An 18852-nucleotide genomic window follows, 5' to 3' on the forward strand; every position below is an offset into this window, starting at 1 on the left:
AACGAAGAGGGCACATCAACTTTCGGCTAGGCACGCCTCTCTCAAGCCACTCCCCGTTGCGGCGGTAACCGGTTGCAGGTCACTACTGAGTCAACCTCGACTGGCGACAGGTAAGCATCGAGCACAACCGGCCACCGCCTCGAAAAGCATGACCATTGGCCAAGCTCTTCTGCTCCTGATTCAACAAGTTGATTGGCGTGCACGCTCATCCGAATCAGGTCCGGGATCGGTATCAAGGTGCCGCCCGCAGTGACCGCATGCCCAGCACGGGCTTGGAGGTCCTGCACGGTGGCGGTGGCGATCACCGTGACCGGTAGACCATTGTGCCGGCCCAGTTTCGGATCCCCAAGCTGTCCGCGCACCAACGCCTTCACTGCATCGTGTTGGCGTTGGGCGTAGCTACGCGAATCCCGCTCAGCCGCTGCATCATCAGGAGTCATCGTCGGCATGTCATCAGCCGGATTGCACATCCCGGGAGCGGCGAACTTCGCCATCCACGCGTCGAGGTGCGCACGCAACTCCGGGTCCGCGACGAGTCGGCCCACACTCATGCCGTCGACGCCCTGCCCGCCGCACCAGACGAATCCCCGCTTGCGGGCGCGGTCCTCATCGGAGAACCTCCCGTCGGGGTTCAGATGCAAAGCCAGCCGGTCAGCAACTCTCTCCAGCTGGTCGGGCCGCAACGCCGCCGCCTTATGCGCCAGGGTGCGTTCGGCTTTCTCCACCTCCACCGCTGGCACATGGTCGGGCAGCTCGCGAAAGAACTTCTGAATCACCCGCAGGTGTTCGCCATCCAACTCGCCCGCCTCCCACGCCACGGAAGTCTCGGGCAGTACCGGCGGCAGCGGCTCGCCCGTCAACGCCCGTCGCGGCGCCAGCTGCTTGGCGTCCCGGATCCGCCGCTTGGCTTCCCGCGGACTGACCCGCAACACATCGGCCAGCGTGATCGGCACTGGTGGGCAACCATCGAACTGCTCCAACCGCGCGACCACAGCGTGCGATACCGCCACCTGGCGACGTCTGGCGTTCTCCAGCCGCTCCACGACCACAAGACGATCGGGAGGCGTCAGCACATCGAGATCGACCGCGGCCAAGGCCTCGACGACGTCGTCGAGCGCCTCCAACACCGAGTCAATCGAACGCATGTTCGACAGACTACCGCGCCCCTCCGACAAGAAGCAGCCGGCGATCAGTCCGGGCGATGACGCTGATAGTGGCGAGCCACCCGCGTCCTGTTGGCACAGATGTTCTGGGTGCAGAACTTCCGCCGCGCGTCGGAGGCGACGAAAAGCATGCTGCACGAGGGGTTTTGGCACCTGCGCAAACGGTCCTGGGCCGGCCCGGTGAGCACATCGATCAGGCTTTCGGCGGCTGCGGCGAGCGAGAGTTGATAAGGGCGATCGGTGGGCGCATGGCGCGTGCTGATGGCAGCCCACCCGGCCGGGGTCTGCACCAGCGAGCGGGTCGAGGGCGCGCTGGCGGCGACGTCATTGACATGGCCGATCGCAGCTTCGTGGGGCATCACCCCTGCCAGTCGCGCGTCCAGAATGTGCCGGATCGCCCGACGCAATTCGACGGTGGGTTCGAGCGGTGGGGGTGGACCGCCGGGTAGCCGATCCTGTTGCAGGCGCCACCACAGCCGGCTTGTCTTCTCGTCCGGGAGCAGGTCGACAGCCGGGTCTCGAGTGGTGATGAGAGTGTCCGCCAGGTCGACGGCCAGCGGTTCTCCGGCCACGACGAAGCCCGCCGCTTGCGCCTTGTGCAGCAGAGCCCCTGCCTCCATCCGACTAATGCTAGCAGCGTGTTGATAGCGTTAGGTCTAGTGCAGTAAGAAGACTAACGTCAAACTCAATAAATAACCGTTAGAGATGAGGAACTGTCGATGGACCCGCTGGACGTGTTGCGCCGGGCTGATCACCGCCTGGTGGATTTGGTCACCACTCTCGACACCACCGATCTGGACCTGCCCAGCCCCTGTAGTGGCTGGGATGTGCGATCACTGCTGAGCCATACCGTGGCCTCGATCGATGCCTTCGCCGCCGCCGTGGATGGCGGTGAGGGTCCCACCGAGCAGGAGTTGTTCAGCGGCGCCGACATTCTCGGCGCCGACCCGCTGGCCGTGGTGCGGGGTTCCATCGAGCGCTCACAGCGGGCGTGGTCGACGATCACCGACTGGGAGCGTCCGGTGACATCCGTGCTCGGCGAGATGCCGGCCGGCCAGGCCGTCGGGATCGTCACCTACTCGACGCTGATCCACGGCTGGGACCTGGCGGTAGCGATCAACCGGGCGGTCGAATTCGATGAAGCCGAAGCGACACTCGCCGAGCAGGTGGGGTCGGCACTCGTGCCGGCTCTGCGCCCGCAGGATCTATTCGGACCAGCGGTGCCCACCGATGGCGGGGCCACCCCGACCCAGCGGGTCGTCGCCTTCGCCGGCCGTCATCCCTTCTGATGAGGTGGGCATGAAGACAAAGCCCGTGTGACGCAGGAAGGGCGGTCCGGCCACTTCGTCGTCGCGAACCAGCCCTCGTCGCTCCGGATTCTGACTCGAGCGGATATCAGTCGTCGAGCGTCTTACCGCTGTGCATCTTGAGGGCGTCGTTGACATTGGCCTTCTTGTCCTCGCCCTGGCCGGCCTCGGCGGCCTTCTTGCGCTTGGACACCACCTTGGTGACGACGCCGTCCAGCTTCGAGCCCAACGGGAAACCGAGGTAGTGCGTCAAGAAGATCGCCATCTCCTTGAGCTCCTCAGCCGTGAGTTCCTCGTTGTGCAGGGCGGCGTTGGCCTGGATCTCGGCGAGGTCGGAGATGCCGAGCGCGGTGACGACGGTCAGCGTCATGATTCGCTTGTCCCGCATGGATAATCCGGGACGCGTCCAGATGGTGCCGAACAGGTGATCGGCGGTCAGGGCGAAGTAGTCACCGGGCGAGTCCGGCATCTCCCAGCCGTAGACCTCGTTCATCTTGTCCAGGCCCTTGCGGCGCAATTCGTCCATCGTCACTCCTTCGTATAGGGCACGCCGAGGCCGGCGGCCAGATCACGCAGCGCGATCTCCGCCAACGGCAACTCGACGCCGTTGGCCTCGCCCATCCCGAGCGCCAGCTTCAGATCTTTCTCCGCCAACCCACGGGTATGGATGAACATGTTGTAGACGAAGTGGTCGGGCTCAAGCGGTTTGGTGTCGTCGCGAACCATGATCGCACCGGGGCCACCGCTCTGCGCGTCGCTGTGGCGGACTACGCGGCCCAGCTTCTGCAGGTCGATCCCGGCGGCCTCAGCCAGCCTCGATGCCTCACACGCGGCGGCAAAACCGATGAAGGTCAACATGTTCCGGGCCAGCTTCATCCGGGTCCCTGCGCCGGGCTCTCCGGCGCGAACCACCATCGACGCCCACTGCTTGAACACCGGCTTGACGATCTCGTATGCCTCGTCGTCGGCGCCGACCATGACGGCCAGCTCACCCTTGTCGGCGGCACCGGCGCCGCCGCTGACCGGGGCATCGACGACGTGAATACCCTTGGGGCGCAATTGATCGGCCAGCTCAGCGGCGGTGTCCGGCTCGATCGTGGAGTGGATCGCGATCACCGTGCCTGCCTTGGCATGCTCAGCAAGCTGGCTCACCACATCGCGTACCTGCTCGTCGTTGAGGACGGTCACTTCGATGACGTCGGCTTTCGCGACATCGGCGACGGAATCCGCCAATTCGGCGCCCAGCTCGGCGAGCGGCGTCATGGCCTCGGTCCGTACGTCGAAGACGATCAGCCCGCCGGGCCACTCGGCCAGGCGCTTGGCCATCGGCAAGCCTTGATTGCCCAGCCCGATGTAGCCGACCTTGAGGTCACTCATGAGCGGAAGATCTGTCCACCGTCGACATTGAAGATCTGGCCGGTGATCCACTTGGCCTGATCGGAGAGCAGGAACAGGCACATGCCGACCAGATCGTCGACTTCACCCATGCGCGACAACGGAATTCCCTTCACGATGTCGGCAACCATCTCCTGCGGGGTGGTGGTGCGGTTGGCCTCGGTGTTGATCGGGCCCGGCGCGATCGCGTTGATGCGGATGTTCTGGCCGCCGAGCTCGGTGGCCAGCTGCTGGGTGAGGCTGTTCACCCCGGCCTTGGCGAGGCCGTAGAAGTTCGAGTACAGCCACGCCGCGGTCGACGACTGGTTGATGATCGCCCCGCCGCCGCGCTTGGCCATCTTCTTGTACACCGCCCGGGTGCACACCAGCGCACCGTCGAGGTTCACGCTCATGAACTTCTTGTAGTAGTCCCAGTCGACGGTGATCAGGAAGTCCAGCTTCATCCCGCCGAAGATCGCGGCGTTGTTCACCAGGTAGTCGATGCCACCGAACTCGGCCAGGGTCGCATCGGCCATCGCCTTCGCCGACGTCGGGTCGCTGACGTCCACCGGCAGTGCCAGCGCGGTGCCGCCCTCACCCTTGATGGCATCGGCGACCTTCTGCGCGCCGTCGACGTTGATGTCGGCGACCACGACGGCAGCACCCTCGCGGGCGAGCGCCTCGGCGTAGGCCTGGCCGATGCCGCCGCCCGCGCCGGTGACGATGGCCACCTTCTCGTCGAACTGTCCCATGGTGTTCCTCTCTGTCTGTGGCGCGATTAGACCGCTGTGGCAATGACTTTGAGCTCGAGGTATTCCTCGAAGCCGGCCAGACCCATTTCGCGGCCGACACCGGATTGCTTGTAGCCGCCGAACGGCGCGTCCGCGGAGTACCACACTCCGCCGTTGACGTTGACGGTGCCGACGCGCAGCCGATCGGCGACGGACTGTGCACGATCCGGATCCGCTCCGAAGACGGTGCCCGACAAGCCATACGGCGAATCGTTGGCGATTCGGATCGCGTCTTCGTCACCATCATGGGCGATCACGGTCAGCACCGGGCCGAAGATCTCCTCACGTGCCACCCGCGCGGAGTTGTCCAGGCCGGCGATCACCGTGGGCTCGATGAAGAAGCCGGTGTCGCGGTCGGCCGGACGTCCACCGCCGCAGGCGAACCGACCGCCTTCGGTGATGGCCAGGTCGAGGTAGGACTGCACCCGGTCGCGCTGACGCTCGGAAATGACCGGCCCGCAGATGGTTCCGGGGTTGGTCGGGTCACCGGGCTTGATGCCACCCATGGTCGCCGCGGCCGCCTCGACGGCTTCGTCATAGCGGGCCCGCGGCACCACCAGGCGGGTGGTGATCGCGCAACCCTGACCGGCGTGCATCGATGCGGTGAACGCCGCCATGGAGCAGGCACCGGCGAGGTCGGCGTCGTCGAGCACCAGGAACGCGGACTTGCCGCCGAGCTCGAGGAAGACCTTCTTGATGGTGGCCGCACCGGCCGCCATCACCGCACGGCCGGTGTTGGTCGAGCCGGTGAACGACACCATGTCGACGCGCGGGTCGCTGGACAGCAGCGCACCGACCGCGTGGTCGTTCGACGTCACGATGTTGACCACACCCGGCGGGATGTCGGTGTGCTCGGCGATCAGCTCACCGAGAACCGCTGCGCACCAAGGCGTATCGGGGGCGGGCTTCAGCACGATGGTGTTGCCGGCCGCCAGCGCGGGGCCGAGCTTGGCCAGGTTGATCTGGTGCGGGAAGTTCCACGGTGTGATGGCGCCGACGACGCCGACGGCCTCGCGGGCGATGGTGCGCTGGGTCTTGATGCCCATCGGAGCCGCGACCCCGAGATCCTGTCGCCACGAATAGTTCTCGGCGGTGTCGGCGCAGAACGACAGGTCTTCAACCGGGCCCTCCAACTGCGCGGCCGAGGTCAGCATGCGGGGGGCACCCACCTCCGCCATCGTCATCTCGCGCAGTTCCTCGACGTGTTCTTTCATCGCGTCGCGCAATTGGCGGATACCGCGGACCCGCAGTTCGGTGTTGGTGGACCAGTCGGTGGTGTCGAACGCGCGGCGCGCGGCGTCGATCGCCCGGCTCATGTCCTCGGCATCGCCGTCGGCGGCCGTGCCCAGCACCTCTTCGGTCGCCGGATTGATCGTCGGGTATCTGCCGTTGCCGCCCGGCACCAGCTTCCCGTCGATGAAGAGATCGCTGTTCTTATCGGCCGCAATCGCCATCCCGATTCCCGTCTGCTTCATTGGACACGTGTCCGAGATTTCGTCATTCGCACCATAGCCGCAGATGTGGGCAGGGTGCAAGGATCTGCCGGCAGCCGGGACAAAGACCGCGATGAGCTGCTAATTCAGGACCTTCTCTTGCCTAGCCCGCCATCGATCCGATAACTTGGACATGTGTCCAGCGATGCCGCGTTAGCCGTCACTTCCGGGGGCGATGACGTGCCGCGCAATCGCCGCCAGGAAGAAACCTTCCGCAAGGTGCTGCGCGCGGGTATGGAGATGATGCGGGAGTCGTCGTACGCCGATCTCACCGTCCGGGCCGTCGCAGCCCGCGCCAAGGTGGCACCGGCGACCGCGTACACCTACTTCTCGTCGAAGAACCACCTGATCGCCGAGGTGTACCTCGATCTGATGCGCCAGGTGCCGTACTTCACCGACGTCAACGACACCCGGCTGCATCGGGTCCAGCAGTCATTGCGCAGTCTCGCCCTGGTGATCGCCGATGAGCCCGAGTTCGCCGCGGCCTGCACCACCGCGGTGCTGAGCAACGACGCCGGGGTGGTCCGGGTTCGCGATCGCATCGGCGCCGAGATCCACAAGCGGATCAAGTCGGCGCTGGGGCCGGACGCCGACCCGAAAATCGTGTCCGCTCTGGAGATGACGTACTTCGGCGCGCTCGTACACGCCGGCAGCGGCACCTTGAGTTACCGCGAGGTCGCCGACCGGCTGGAATACGTCGTCAGCCTTATTTTGGGAGAGAATCGATGAACGTGCAGAGTCCGGATATCGTCCTGGACCCCTACAACTATGACTTTCACGAGGATCCCTACCCGTACTACAAGCGGTTGCGCGACGAAGCCCCGCTCTATTACAACGAGGAACTGAAGTTCTGGGCGTTGTCGCGGCATGCGGACGTGCTGGCTGGTTTCCGCAACAGCACGACGCTGTCGAACAAGTACGGCGTCTCGCTGGACCCGGCATCGCGCGGACCACACGCCTCGAAGACCATGTCGTTCCTGGCGATGGACGACCCCGCACATCTGCGCCTGCGGACCTTGGTCTCGAAGGGCTTCACCCCCAGGCGAATTCGCGAACTGGAACCCCGCGTCACCGAGATCGCCACCAAGCATCTCGATGCCATGCTGGACAAGGCCGCCGCCGGTGAGACCGTGGATTACGTCGACGAGTTCGCCGGCAAACTGCCGATGGACGTGATCTCCGAACTCATGGGGGTGCCCGAGGCCGACCGCGTCCAGGTCCGGGCCTGGGCCGACGGCGTGATGCACCGCGAGGAAGGCGTCACCGACGTGCCGCCGGAAGCCGTCGAGGCATCACTGAACCTGATCGTCTACTACCAGGCGATGGTCGAGGAGCGACGCAAGGACCCGACCGATGACCTGACCTCGGCGCTGCTGGACGCGGAGATCGACGGTGACCGGCTCACCGACGACGAGGTGCTGGGCTTCATGTTCCTGATGGTCATTGCCGGCAACGAGACGACCACCAAACTGCTTGCCAACGCCGCCTTTTGGGGTCACAAGAACCCCGATCAGCTGGCGGAGGTCTACGACGACCTGTCCCGGGTTCCGCTGTGGGTGGAGGAGACGCTGCGCTACGACACGTCGAGCCAGATCCTGGCCCGCACGGTCGCCGGTGAGCTGACGCTCTACGACACCGTGATCCCCGACGGTGACGTGGTTCTTCTGCTTCCGGGATCGGCGCACCGCGACGAGCGCGCGTTCGAGCGCCCCGACGACTACCTCATCGGCCGCGATATCGGCGCGAAGCTGCAGAGCTTCGGCAGCGGCGCGCACTTCTGCCTCGGCGCCCACCTGGCCCGCATGGAGGCACGAGTTGCCTTGGAAGAGTTGTTCAAACGTATTCGCGGCTATGAAGTCGACGAGGCCAACTCGGTGCGCGTCCACTCCAGCAACGTCCGCGGTTTCGCCCATCTGCCCATCACCGTGCAGTCTCGCTAGAAGGAGCTGTTGAATTGCCCCGTTTCGCTCCCCTTCCCGACCGCAGGCCCGCCATTGTCGCCGGCGCCTCGTCCGGTATCGGTGAGGCCACCGCCATCGAGCTCGCCGCACGCGGGTTCCCGGTCGCGCTGGGTGCACGCCGTGTGGAGAAGCTCACCGACATCGTCGGCAAGATCAACGCCGACGGCGGTGAGGCGGTCGGCTTTCACCTGGATGTGACCGACCCCAATTCAGTGAAATCGTTTGTCGCCCAGTCGACCGAGGCCTTGGGCGACATCGAAGTGCTGGTGGCCGGTGCCGGTGACACCTACTTCGGCAAGCTCGACGAGATCACCAGCGACGAATTCGACTCACAGCTGCAGATCCACTTGGTCGGCGCCTTCCGGCTGGCCAACGCCGTGCTGCCGGGCATGATGGAACGCCAGCGCGGCGATCTGATCTTCGTCGGCTCGGACGTCTCACTGCGGCAGCGCCCGCACATGGGCGCCTACGGCGCCGCCAAGGCAGCGCTGGTCGCGATGGTGACCAACTTCCAGATGGAGCTCGAGGGCACCGGTGTGCGCGCCTCGATCGTGCATCCCGGCCCCACCAAGACCTCGATGGGCTGGAGCCTGCCTGCCGAGAAAATTGGTCCTGCACTTGAGGATTGGGCCAAGTGGGGACAGGCCCGACACGACTACTTCCTGCGCGCAGCCGACCTGGCGCGGGCCATCACGTTCGTCGCGGAGACACCCCGCGGCGGGTTCATCGCCAACATGGAGCTCCAACCCGAAGCTCCGCTGGCCGACAACAAGGAACGCCAGAAGCTTGCCCTGGGTGAGGAAGGGATGCCGTCATGACGATCACCAAAGAAGTTCAGCGCGTCTCCGGTGGCGAAGAAGAGCACGGCCATCTCGAGGAGTTCCGCACCGACCCGATCGGGTTGATGCAGCGCATCCGGGATGAATGCGGCGACCTCGGCTGGTTCCAACTGGCCGACAAGCAGGTCATCCTGCTCACGGGTTCCGAGGCCAACGAGTTTTTCTTCCGTTCCCCCGATGCCGACCTGAACCAGGCCGAGGCCTACCCGTTCATGACGCCGATCTTCGGCGAGGGCGTGGTGTTCGACGCCGACCCCGAGCGCCGCGCGGAGATGCTGCACAACACCGCACTTCGCGGTGAGCAGATGAAGGGTCACGCGGCGACCATCGAGAACGAAGTCCGCCGGATGATCGAAAACTGGGGCGACGAAGGCGAAATCGACCTGCTGGAGTTCTTCGCCGAGCTGACCATCTACACCTCGACGGCCTGCCTGATCGGTCTGAAGTTCCGCAACCAGCTCGACTCGCGGTTCGCGAATTACTACCACCTGCTCGAGCGCGGCACCGATCCGCTCTGCTACGTCGACCCCTACCTGCCGATCGAGAGCTTCCGCATCCGCGACGAGGCCAGGACCAGCCTGGTGGCGCTGGTGCAAGAGGTCATGAACGGCCGAATCGCCAACCCGCCCACCGACAAGAGCGATCGCGACCTGCTCGACGTCCTGGTGTCGATCAAGGACGAGGACGGCAATCCACGGTTCTCGGCCAACGAGGTCACCGGCATGTTCATCTCGCTGATGTTCGCCGGGCACCACACGAGTTCGGGCACCTCGTCGTGGACTCTCATCGAGCTGCTACGCAACCCCGAGTTCTATGCCAAGGTGCAGCAGGAGCTCGACGATCTCTACTCCGACGGGCAGGAGGTGAGTTTCCATGCGCTGCGCCAGATCCCGAACTTCGACAATGCGCTCAAAGAGACTCTGCGCCTGCACCCGCCGCTGATCATCCTGATGCGGGTCGCCCAGGACGAGTTCGAGGTCGAGGGTTACCCGATCCACAAGGGTCAAATGGTCGCCGCCTCACCGGCGATCTCCAACCGGATCCCTGAAGACTTCCCCAATCCGGACGCGTTCGATCCGGACCGCTACGAGAAGCCCCGGCAAGAGGACATCGTCAACCGCTGGACCTGGATTCCCTTCGGTGCCGGACGGCACCGTTGTGTCGGAGCCGCTTTCGCACAGATGCAGATCAAGGCGATCTTCTCGGTGCTGTTGCGCGAGTACGAGTTCGAGATGGCACAGCCGCCGGAGTCCTACCAGAACGACCACTCGAAAATGGTGGTCCAGCTGGCCCGGCCGGCGAAGGTCCGCTACCGCAAGCGTGTCAAGGCCTGACATGGGTTGCTACCGAATCGAACTCGACGAGGACCTCTGCCAGGGGCACGCCATGTGCGAACTGGAGGCACCCGACGTCTTCAAGGTGCCCAAGCGCGGCGTCGTCGAGATCGTCGACCCCGAACCACCCGACGAGATGCGCGACGACGTCGAGCGTGCCGTCGAAATGTGTCCTACCCGAGCACTATCCATCGTAGAAAAGGAAGACTGACAATGGCGTCACGAGAGCAACTGGACGATTGGGTCGAGCGCTGGCTTCAGGCCAACAAGGACTCCGAAGCGGCCGGTGACTGGACGAACCTGGCGGAGTTCTACACCGACGACGCCACCTACGGCTGGAACATCGGCCCCAAGGAAGACGTGATGTGCGTCGGTAAGGACCAGATCCGCGAGGTCGCACTCGGCCTGGAGATGGAAGGCCTGGAGAACTGGGTCTACGAGTACCAGAAGGTTCTCGTCGACGAGAAGCAGAACGAGATCGTTGGCTTCTGGAAGCAGATCGCGAACAAGTCCGACGGCACACGCGACGAGATCTACGGTATCGGCGGCAGCTGGTTCCGCCTGAACGACGATCTGCTGATCGAGTGGCAGCGGGACTTCTTCGATTTCGGCCATGTGCAGAAGGCGTTCGTCAAGCTCATCTCCTCGGGTGATCTGACCCCGACGATGCAGAAGCGCATCGAGCGCAGCGTCGCCGGCGAGAAGCTCCCCGGTTACTACCCCCTCGGTGAGGCTCCAGTTCCGATCTGGTGAATACTCGACAGGCGTCAAGTAACCGGCCCCCGGCAGTGACTTAGGAAGTGACGGAGGTCATAATGGTCAGTAGGACAGGAACACGTTCTAATTCTTGCCTAGATTGACCATCCGGCGTGGCCGGCCGCCCTGGAGAACCCCGGGGTCGGGTTTTGCGAGTGGAGGTTCGCTGTGAAGACAAAAGGTGCTCTCATCTGGGAGTTCAACCAACCGTGGTCGATCGAGGAAATCGAGATCGGCGATCCGGTCAAAGACGAAGTCAAGATCCAGATGGAAGCTTCGGGCATGTGCCACAGCGACCATCACCTGGTCACCGGCGACATCCCGATGGCCGGCTTCCCGGTGCTCGGCGGCCATGAGGGCGCCGGCATCGTGACCGAGGTCGGCCCCGGCGTCGAACACCTGGCGCCCGGCGATCACGTGGTGCTCTCGTTCATCCCGTCGTGTGGCGAGTGTCCCGCCTGCCAGGAGGGTCTGCGCAACCTGTGCGACCTGGGCGCGGGCCTGCTCGCTGGCACCGCGGTCTCCGACGGCACGCATCGCATCCACGCCGTCAAGAACGGTCAGCCGGTCATCCCGATGACGCTGCTGGGCACCTTCAGCCCGTACATGGTCGTGCACAAGAGCTCGGTGGTGAAGATCGATCCGTCCATCCCGTTCGAGGTCGCCTGCCTGGTGGGCTGCGGCGTCACGACCGGATACGGCTCGGCCGTCCGCAGCGGCGACATCCGTCCCGGTGACGACGTCGTGATCGTCGGCGTCGGCGGTGTGGGCACCGGCGCCCTGCAGGGTGCGCTCAACGCCGGCGCGCGGAACATCTTCGCCGTCGACCCGGTCGAGTTCAAGCGCGACAATGCACTGAAGTTCGGTGCCACCCACGCCTACCCCGACATCTTCAGCGCGATGGCGGGCGTCGCCGAGGTCACCCAGGGCCGCATGGCGCACAAGACCATCGTGACCGTGGGCGAACTCAAGGGCGAGGACATCGACCACTACATGAACATCACCGCCAAGGGCGGCACCGTGGTGGCTACCGCCGTGGCGAACATGGCCGACACCAACGTCACGCTGAACCTGGCGATGCTCACGCTGATGCAGAAGCGCCTGCAGGGCACCATCTTCGGCGGCGGCAACCCGCACTACGACATCCCTCAGCTGCTGTCGATGTACAAGGCGGGCAAGCTGAACCTCGATGACATGGTGACGCGCCAGTACCGCCTCGAGCAGGTCAACGAGGGCTACGCGGACATGCTCGAAGGCCGCAACATCCGTGGCGTGATCCGCTACACCGACGAGGACCGCTGACCTGCACGTGTCATGTGCGGACCTTCCGGGCCGTGCCCGCCTTGCCCTATGGCGCGGGCACGGCCCGGAATTCATTGAGCTGCGAGCATGAGCAGCTTCCCGAACCTGTTGCGCCCCGGCCAAATCGGCCGGATGGAACTACGCAACAGGTTCGTGATGTCTCCGATGGAGACCATGTACGGCACCTCCGACGGCCTCCCGTCCGAACGCACCCGGGACTATTTCGCCGCCCGCGCGAAGGGCGGCGTCGGGCTGATCACGGTGGGCGCCACCGGGATTGACCACCACCATCCGGAAACCCCGGGTGGGCTTCACCTCGGCACCGACGAGGGAGTGAACGCGCACCGGGCGCTGGTCGAGGCGGTGCACGAGCACGGCGCGAAGATTCAGCCGCAGATCGTCCACGCGGGTCCCGATGGGCTCGGACCCGAGATGTTCGGCGTCACCTCGCTCGGCCCGTCGGTGATTCCGTCCTATCTCACCGGACGACCGTCGGCCGAGGTCACCGAGGCCCAGCTGACGCAGATCATCGACCTGTTCAAGGCCGCGGTGCGGCGCGCCGCCGAAGCGGGTTACGACGGTATCGAACTGCACGCCGCCCACGGCTACATGTTCCTCGGGTCTTTCCTTGCCCCACAGCGCAACCGGCGCACCGACGACTACCGCGGCGACACCGCGGAAGGCCGGATCCAGGTGGTACTGCGGACGCTCGAGGCGATTCGCTCCGAAATCGGTGATGCCCTTCCGATCACGCTGCGGATCTCGGGCTACGAACGCGTGGCAGGTGGTCGCCCGAGCTACGAAACAGCGCAGATGGCACCGCAACTGGTGGCGGCGGGCGTGGACGCGTTCCACGTCAGCGGCGGGGTGATCGACCGCCTCGTCACCGGAATGGTCAACGCCGCCGACGACGGTGATGCGCTCAACGTCGGTGCTGCCGCCGCGGTCAAGCAGGTGGTCGACGTTCCGGTGATCGCGGTGGGCCGCATTCACGATCCGGTGCGCGCCGAACAGATCCTCGCCGACGGTCAGGCCGACTTCATCGCGATGGGCCGCCCGATGTTGGCCGATCCCGACCTCGTCGCGAAAGTCCAAGCTGGCCAGGCCGATCGGATCCGTCGTTGCATCTCATGCGAGAACTGCATCGACGCGATGGAGCAGCGTTTCTCGGTCGACTGTGCGGTCAACCCGCGTACCGGCAAGGAACGCGAACTTGCGGTACACCCTGTCACCCACGGCAAACGCGTGGTGGTCGTCGGTGGCGGACCCGGTGGCCTGGAGGCCGCCCGGGTGGCTGCCGAACGCGGCCACCGCGTCACGCTGTTCGAGCGCACCGCCCAACTCGGCGGCGCGCTGGTGTGGGCGTCGATCGTCCACCCGGAGAACGAACCGTTCCTGCACTACCTACGCAATGAAATCGCCGCCAGCACCGTTTCCGTCGAGATGTCGTACCCGGTCGGCGCCGACGAGATCGCGGCACTGGAACCCGAAGCCGTGATCGTGGCCACCGGCGCCAACGTGAACACCAGCCCTGCCCTGCCCGAGTTACTCGCCAACCCGAACGGCCCGTCGGTGGGCCGACGCGTCGTCATCGTCGGTGGCGGCCTCGCCGCGATTCAGCTTGCCGAATACCTCAGTGCCCGAGGTCGATTCGTCACCGTGCTGGAATCGGGCCGCACCATCGCACCGGAGGTCGGGCTCAAACGCCGGACCGAGCACATGGACCGGCTCGACCGGTTGGGCGTTCCCCTGCACGTGCGCACTGAGGTGCACCGGATCACCGACACCGGGGTGGTGTTCACCCCGCACGGCGGCACCAGCCGCGAACTCGCCGCCGACAGTGTGATCGTCGCAGGACGCCCGGAGGCGGACACCGCGCTGTTCGACGACCTGACGGACCGGCTGCCCGGCGCCAAGGTGCACGCGGTGGGCGACTGCACTGGCTCCGGGCTCATCCGCAAAGCCACCGACGATGGCGCTCGCGCCGCCTGCAGTATCTGACAACAAAGGAGATAACGATGTCCACGACCACCGAGCAGACCCCGGCACTGGCCGCATCGCAGGCATCATGGCGCTGCGTGATGTCGCACGACCGCGAGGGCTGGCTTGCCCTGATGGCCGACGACGTGGTGATCGAGGACCCGATCGGGCCGGCCATCACCAACCCCGACGGCAACGGCGTGCGGGGCAAGGCCGCTGTCGCAGACTTCTACGACGCCAACATCGCGATCAACAACCTCCGCGTCACCTGCGAAGAGACCTTCCCGTCGAGTTCTCCCAACGAAGTCGCACACATCCTGGTGCTGCGCAGCCAGTTCGAAGGTGGCATCACCAGCACCGTGCGCGGCGTGTTCACCTACCACGTCAACGACGCCGGCCTGATCGCCAACATGCGCGGCTACTGGAACATGGACGGTATGCAGTTTGCCCAAACTGCCGCCGACGGTGAGTGACCGGCCGCTGGACGGGTTCGGCGCCGTCGTCGTCGGCGGCTCGCGGGGTATTGGTGCCGCCGTCTCGGCATTGCTGGCCCGATGCGGCGCGAGCGTGGTGGTCAACGGTCGCGACGAGGCGGCCGCCGACGCCACCGCGGCCGCGATCACGCAGGCCGGTGGGCGCGCTATCGCGCACGCCGGTTCGGCCGCAGACGAATCGGTCGCCGAAGAGCTGATCGCTCTGTGCGAGAACGAGTTCGGCGCGGTGGACGCGTTGGTCAACTGCGCGGGTGCACCCGAGCCGCCGGGCTCGTCGATCCTCACCGTCACAGCCGCCGAGTTTCGCGATCTGCTCGACATCCACCTCGGCACCACGTTCGCGACCTGCCGGGCTGCTGCGCCCCGAATGGTCGCCCGGGGCCGTGGAGCGATCGTCAACACCAGTTCCTTTGCCTTCCTTGGTGATTACGGCGGCACCGGCTATCCGGCCGGCAAGGGTGCGGTGAACGGACTGACGATGGCCATTGCGGCGGAGCTCGCGGAGCACGGCGTGCGCGCCAATGTGGTGTGCCCGGGCGCCAAGACCCGGTTGTCCACCGGAACCGATTTCGAGGAGCAGATCGAATCGCTGCGGCGGCGGGGCATCCTCGACGACGTCAGCGCACAGGGCGCCCTGGACGTCGCACCACCGGAATACGTGGCCCCACTCTACGCCTACCTGGTCAGCGACCTCGCCCGCACGATCACCGGCCAGATCTTCATCGCCGCCGGAGGTTTCGTCGGCCGCTTCGACAAGCCCTCCCCCGCGTTCATCAACTACCGGGATCACCACGACTCGCCGCCGTGGACCGTGAGTGAGATCGGGGCGATGCTGAGCTGAGCTAGGTCGTCAGGTCGTAGATCAGCATCCGGCCGACCCGCTGGGGCGTGAAGTTGCGTTGAACCCATTGCTGGATCAGCGCATTGGTGTCCAGGTGCCCCCACCTGTCCTCGTGGACCGGATTGGTGACGATGAAGTAGTGGATCCGCTTGGACAGCACGAGACGGAGAAACTCATCGGGTGTCGGCGACGGGTCGGTGCCGTTGAAACCGCCGACCGGCATTACGGGGTGCCCGCTGGCCAGTTGATAGCCGGCCGCACACATCGATCCGATCGTGGCGGCCACCCAGGTGTAGCGCTTGGCGTCGGCATCGAGCAGGCCGACGAGCTGCCGATCGGGGTTACCCGAGTCCATCAGGCTGCACCCGACGAGATGTATCCCCGAAGCTGCTGTGGGAAGCAGAAATCCGGGACCGCTGACCGAAGTGATCTCGGCCCGCGACACCGGCACGACGCCTTTGGTCATCGCGGTCACGATGCGCGGAACCGGCCCGGCGATCGGCAGCGCACCGGAGTTACCCCGCGCCACGGTGGTGATGCTGAACGCAACCGGCCCGCCGAGTGCGACCAGCGCGGCGAGGGCCACGATCACAGGGGTTGGTAGTACGGCAGCGATCACGCCGACCACCAGCAGCACCGCGGCGATCGGGACGGCCCAGCGCAGCCACGGATAGAAACCGGGATCGTGGCGCAGCACGAGCACCGCCGTCGTCGCCGTCAGCGCCACGACAACCACCAATAGCGCTTGCGCCCAACGATTGTGACGCTCCTGCCAGCATGTGGTGACACCGATGCCGACCAATGCGGCGATGGCCGGCGCCAAGGCCACGGTGTAGTACGGGTGGAAGATGCCGGCCATGTAGCTGAACACCCACGCGGTCGTCACCAACCAGATGACCCACACCGAGGTCGCGGCCCTCTGGAGATCGCACCGTTGCGCCCGGGCCCGCCACACCAACAGCGCGACCCCGAAAACCAATGCCGCGGGCAGCAACCACCCGATACCGCCGATCTGCTGGGGTTCGAACAGCCTGCCGATGCCTGGCTGGCCCCACGGATGCGGCGATGTCCCACCGCCGAGATGGACCGGCGAGACGAAGCCCGGGGACCCCGTGCTGCCCGGCTCGTCGCCGTTGAGCCGGCCGAAGCCGTTGTAACGCAACGTCAACTCGAGAATCGAATTGGTCTGCGTACCACCGATCCACGGGCGCCTGCCCGGTGGCCACAGCTGCACCAGCAACACCCACCACCCTGCCGCGGCCGCCGCGGCCACCCACCCGAGCAGCAGTTGCCCCGCCCGCACGAGCAGCGATCGCGGCCCTGCGATCAGATATGGGATCGCCAACGCGGGCATTACCAGCGCCACTTCGAGCTGCTTGGTCAGGTACCCCAGACCGACGAAACACCCAGACACCACCAGCCAACGCAGTCGGCCGTCGTCGATCGCGCGCACCATAGCCCACACCGCCGCGAGCATCAGCAGCACCAGAAGCGCGTCAGGATTGTTGAATCGGAAGATCGTGACCGCCATCGGGGTCACCGCCAGAACCGTGCCCGCGATCAACGCGGCGGTCTCGCCGAACGGCCGCCGCACCGCGTCCCACAGCACCGCCACCGCGGCGACTCCGATCATGGCCTGGGGCACCAGGATGCTCCAGGCGTTCAGCCCGAAGAGCCGGATGCTCAGGGCCGGCAGCCACAGCGACAGTGGGGGTTTGTCGACAGTGATGGAATTGCCGGCATCCGACGAGCCGAACAGGAACGCCTTCGGAGATTGGGAGCCGGCCTGGGCCGCCGCGGAGTAGAAGGCGTTCGCCCAGCCCGACCGGTCCAAGTCCCACAGGTAGAGCAGTGCGGTCGCCGTCAGCAATACCACCAAAGCCCACCGCTGCGGCCTGGCCCGGGTACGGGGCTGCGCCACAACGATTTCCGGCACATCGACGGTCGCCGTCATATCAGCGAGTCGAAGCGCCGAACACCCGCCGCAACGCCACGAAACGCACGAGGGTGGCCACCAGGTTGGCCACGACCAGGACCGACAGTTCGACACCCTTGCCGACCGTCGGATCGAACCGGTGAAGCAGATACAGCGAGCCACTGGTGATGGCGAGGCCGAACCCGAAGATCAGCAGGCCGTGAACGTGGTGGCGAGCGGCGCCGGCGCGGCCGCGGATGCCGAAGGTGAAAGCTCGATTGGCGGCCGTATTGGCCAACGCGGTCACCAGCAGTGCGGTCAGGTTCGCAGCCTGCGCCCCCATCGCGGGATGCAGCGAAAGATACAGCAGCGCCAAGGCAATGGTGCTGGCAATGCCGATCAGGCCGAAGCGCACCATCTGGCCGACCATGCCGCGGGGAACGCCGGGCACCAGTGGCTCGCGACCCAGCGCCGCCTGCAGGTCGCGCAGGGGCAGCGCGCCGGTGGTCAACGCCCGGCCCACACGCCAGCAGCCCTTGAGGTCTTCGATGGCGGTGGCGAGGACGTCGACGCGGGAGTCGGGATCGTCGATCCAGTCGACCGGCACCTCATGGATGCGCAGCCCGGCCTTCTCGGCCAGCACCAGCAGTTCGGTGTCGAAAAACCAGCCGGTGTCGGCGACCAGCGGCAGCAGCCGGCGGGCGACGTCGGCGCGCACTGCCTTGAAACCACACTGGGCGTCGGAGAACCGGGCGCCGAGGAAGCCCCGCAGCAGCAGGTTGTATCCGCGGGACACCACTTCGCGCTTGATGCCGCGCACCACCCGCGACGAGGCGGCCAGCCGCGACCCGATCGCGATGTCGGAGTGCCCGGAGACCAGCGGCGCGACCAACGGCATCAGCGCCGACAGATGCGTCGACAAGTCAACGTCCATGTAGGCGACCACATCGGCCGGTGATGATGACCACGCGGCGGCCAGCGCCCCGCCACGGCCCTTGGCGTCGAGGTGGATCACCTCGACATCGGACAGCTCCTCCGCCAGTTCGCGCGCCACCGCCAGCGTGCCATCAGTACTTGCATTGTCCGCGACCACGATTCGAGTCCGGTACGGCACCTCGTCGAGCAGGAACTGGTGAAGTCGTCGTACGCAGGGGTCAACATCGCGTTCCTCGTTGTACACCGGGATGACGATGTCGAGAACATAGCGACCCCCGACACCGGTCGGCGCAGTGCGCTGCTCGGCCGGCAGGGTGTCGGTCATGACATTGATGTTCGCGTCCCAAGCTGCCGTGGCACTGGGCC

19 protein-coding genes are annotated in these 18852 nt (G+C 65.8%); 11 read left to right on the top strand and 8 right to left on the bottom strand.

From position 1 onward, the window contains the following. Positions 1 to 41: 41 nt before the first annotated feature. Positions 42 to 1145, bottom strand: a complete 1104-nt coding sequence (locus tag K0O64_RS25390; RefSeq protein ID WP_096312336.1) for a 13E12 repeat family protein — start codon at positions 1143 to 1145, stop codon at positions 42 to 44. Positions 1146 to 1189: 44 nt separating this feature from the next. Then, positions 1190 to 1783, bottom strand: a complete 594-nt coding sequence (locus K0O64_RS25395) for a CGNR zinc finger domain-containing protein (protein ID WP_096312337.1) — start codon at positions 1781 to 1783, stop codon at positions 1190 to 1192. A gap of 99 nt (positions 1784 to 1882) precedes the next feature. Between K0O64_RS25395 and K0O64_RS25400 the strand changes: the two genes are divergently transcribed. Beyond that, a complete protein-coding gene (locus tag K0O64_RS25400; RefSeq protein WP_096312338.1) occupies positions 1883 to 2452 on the top strand; it encodes a TIGR03086 family metal-binding protein in 570 nt (189 codons plus the stop codon). Between the two features lie 106 nt (positions 2453 to 2558). On the opposite strand, the gene K0O64_RS25405 is transcribed toward K0O64_RS25400, so the two are convergent. From K0O64_RS25405 to K0O64_RS25420, 4 genes are read right to left on the bottom strand one after another with little or no spacing between them, the layout of a single operon-like run. Next, positions 2559 to 2996, bottom strand: a complete 438-nt coding sequence (locus K0O64_RS25405) for a carboxymuconolactone decarboxylase family protein (protein WP_071949070.1) — start codon at positions 2994 to 2996, stop codon at positions 2559 to 2561. 2 nt (positions 2997 to 2998) lie between these two features. Further along, positions 2999 to 3847 (bottom strand): NAD(P)-dependent oxidoreductase, encoded by an 849-nt coding sequence (locus tag K0O64_RS25410; RefSeq protein ID WP_096312339.1) that lies wholly within the window; start codon positions 3845 to 3847, stop codon positions 2999 to 3001. After that, positions 3844 to 4596: an SDR family oxidoreductase gene (locus K0O64_RS25415; RefSeq protein ID WP_096312340.1), complete on the bottom strand. Its 753-nt coding sequence runs from the start codon at positions 4594 to 4596 to the stop codon at positions 3844 to 3846. Before K0O64_RS25415 ends, K0O64_RS25410 begins: the two co-directional genes overlap by 4 nt. Before the next feature lie 26 nt (positions 4597 to 4622). Continuing rightward, a complete protein-coding gene (locus K0O64_RS25420) occupies positions 4623 to 6089 on the bottom strand; it encodes an aldehyde dehydrogenase (RefSeq protein ID WP_096313023.1) in 1467 nt (488 codons plus the stop codon). Between the two features lie 174 nt (positions 6090 to 6263). On the opposite strand from K0O64_RS25420, the gene K0O64_RS25425 reads away from it, so the two are divergent. The 10 genes from K0O64_RS25425 (at position 6264) to K0O64_RS25470 (ending at position 15635) form a co-directional block, all read left to right on the top strand. Continuing rightward, complete coding sequence (locus tag K0O64_RS25425) at positions 6264 to 6857, top strand: TetR family transcriptional regulator (protein ID WP_071949067.1); 594 nt, start codon at positions 6264 to 6266, stop codon at positions 6855 to 6857. After that, on the top strand, positions 6854 to 8068 hold the full coding sequence (locus K0O64_RS25430; RefSeq protein WP_071949066.1) for a cytochrome P450: 1215 nt from the start codon (positions 6854 to 6856) through the stop codon (positions 8066 to 8068). Before K0O64_RS25425 ends, K0O64_RS25430 begins: the two co-directional genes overlap by 4 nt. Positions 8069 to 8082: 14 nt before the next feature. Continuing rightward, positions 8083 to 8907, top strand: coding sequence for an SDR family oxidoreductase (locus K0O64_RS25435; RefSeq protein ID WP_071949065.1), 825 nt, complete (start codon positions 8083 to 8085; stop codon positions 8905 to 8907). Beyond that, on the top strand, positions 8904 to 10262 hold the full coding sequence (locus tag K0O64_RS25440) for a lanosterol 14-alpha demethylase (protein ID WP_071949064.1): 1359 nt from the start codon (positions 8904 to 8906) through the stop codon (positions 10260 to 10262). Before K0O64_RS25435 ends, K0O64_RS25440 begins: the two co-directional genes overlap by 4 nt. Before the next feature lies 1 nt (position 10263). Then, entirely contained in the window at positions 10264 to 10473 is a 210-nt protein-coding gene (locus K0O64_RS25445) for a ferredoxin (RefSeq protein ID WP_071949063.1), read from the top strand. A gap of 2 nt (positions 10474 to 10475) precedes the next feature. Then, positions 10476 to 11015: a nuclear transport factor 2 family protein gene (locus K0O64_RS25450; RefSeq protein ID WP_071949062.1), complete on the top strand. Its 540-nt coding sequence runs from the start codon at positions 10476 to 10478 to the stop codon at positions 11013 to 11015. Positions 11016 to 11186: 171 nt separating this feature from the next. Further along, the gene (locus tag K0O64_RS25455; protein WP_071949061.1) at positions 11187 to 12320 is read left to right on the top strand and encodes an NDMA-dependent alcohol dehydrogenase; all 1134 of its coding nucleotides are present in this window, start codon (positions 11187 to 11189) and stop codon (positions 12318 to 12320) included. An 87-nt stretch (positions 12321 to 12407) separates the two neighbouring features. Beyond that, a complete protein-coding gene (locus K0O64_RS25460) occupies positions 12408 to 14321 on the top strand; it encodes an oxidoreductase (protein WP_071949060.1) in 1914 nt (637 codons plus the stop codon). A gap of 17 nt (positions 14322 to 14338) precedes the next feature. Next, positions 14339 to 14773, top strand: a complete 435-nt coding sequence (locus K0O64_RS25465; protein WP_071949059.1) for a nuclear transport factor 2 family protein — start codon at positions 14339 to 14341, stop codon at positions 14771 to 14773. Next, a complete protein-coding gene (locus tag K0O64_RS25470) occupies positions 14766 to 15635 on the top strand; it encodes an SDR family NAD(P)-dependent oxidoreductase (protein ID WP_096312341.1) in 870 nt (289 codons plus the stop codon). The genes K0O64_RS25465 and K0O64_RS25470 overlap by 8 nt, the downstream gene beginning before the upstream one ends. 1 nt (position 15636) lies before the next feature. On the opposite strand, the gene K0O64_RS25475 is transcribed toward K0O64_RS25470, so the two are convergent. Beyond that, entirely contained in the window at positions 15637 to 17589 is a 1953-nt protein-coding gene (locus tag K0O64_RS25475) for a glycosyltransferase family 39 protein (RefSeq protein ID WP_071949058.1), read from the bottom strand. A 1-nt stretch (position 17590) separates the two neighbouring features. Continuing rightward, positions 17591 to 18811: a bifunctional glycosyltransferase family 2/GtrA family protein gene (locus K0O64_RS25480; RefSeq protein ID WP_071949057.1), complete on the bottom strand. Its 1221-nt coding sequence runs from the start codon at positions 18809 to 18811 to the stop codon at positions 17591 to 17593. Positions 18812 to 18852: the final 41 nt, after the last annotated feature.

It is taken from the genome of Mycolicibacterium pallens (assembly GCF_019456675.1).
Lineage (GTDB): Bacteria > Actinomycetota > Actinomycetes > Mycobacteriales > Mycobacteriaceae > Mycobacterium > Mycobacterium crocinum.

Coding starts and splice junctions, on each gene's coding strand:
- K0O64_RS25390 (WP_096312336.1), bottom strand. CDS start 1,145: ATGCGTTCGATTGACTCGGTGTTGGAGGCGCTCGACGACGTCGTCGAG.
- K0O64_RS25395 (WP_096312337.1), bottom strand. CDS start 1,783: ATGGAGGCAGGGGCTCTGCTGCACAAGGCGCAAGCGGCGGGCTTCGTC.
- K0O64_RS25400 (WP_096312338.1), top strand. CDS start 1,883: ATGGACCCGCTGGACGTGTTGCGCCGGGCTGATCACCGCCTGGTGGAT.
- K0O64_RS25405 (WP_071949070.1), bottom strand. CDS start 2,996: ATGGACGAATTGCGCCGCAAGGGCCTGGACAAGATGAACGAGGTCTAC.
- K0O64_RS25410 (WP_096312339.1), bottom strand. CDS start 3,847: ATGAGTGACCTCAAGGTCGGCTACATCGGGCTGGGCAATCAAGGCTTG.
- K0O64_RS25415 (WP_096312340.1), bottom strand. CDS start 4,596: ATGGGACAGTTCGACGAGAAGGTGGCCATCGTCACCGGCGCGGGCGGC.
- K0O64_RS25420 (WP_096313023.1), bottom strand. CDS start 6,089: ATGGCGATTGCGGCCGATAAGAACAGCGATCTCTTCATCGACGGGAAG.
- K0O64_RS25430 (WP_071949066.1), top strand. CDS start 6,854: ATGAACGTGCAGAGTCCGGATATCGTCCTGGACCCCTACAACTATGAC.
- K0O64_RS25440 (WP_071949064.1), top strand. CDS start 8,904: ATGACGATCACCAAAGAAGTTCAGCGCGTCTCCGGTGGCGAAGAAGAG.
- K0O64_RS25445 (WP_071949063.1), top strand. CDS start 10,264: ATGGGTTGCTACCGAATCGAACTCGACGAGGACCTCTGCCAGGGGCAC.
- K0O64_RS25450 (WP_071949062.1), top strand. CDS start 10,476: ATGGCGTCACGAGAGCAACTGGACGATTGGGTCGAGCGCTGGCTTCAG.
- K0O64_RS25460 (WP_071949060.1), top strand. CDS start 12,408: ATGAGCAGCTTCCCGAACCTGTTGCGCCCCGGCCAAATCGGCCGGATG.
- K0O64_RS25465 (WP_071949059.1), top strand. CDS start 14,339: ATGTCCACGACCACCGAGCAGACCCCGGCACTGGCCGCATCGCAGGCA.
- K0O64_RS25475 (WP_071949058.1), bottom strand. CDS start 17,589: ATGACGGCGACCGTCGATGTGCCGGAAATCGTTGTGGCGCAGCCCCGT.
- K0O64_RS25480 (WP_071949057.1), bottom strand. CDS start 18,811: ATGACCGACACCCTGCCGGCCGAGCAGCGCACTGCGCCGACCGGTGTC.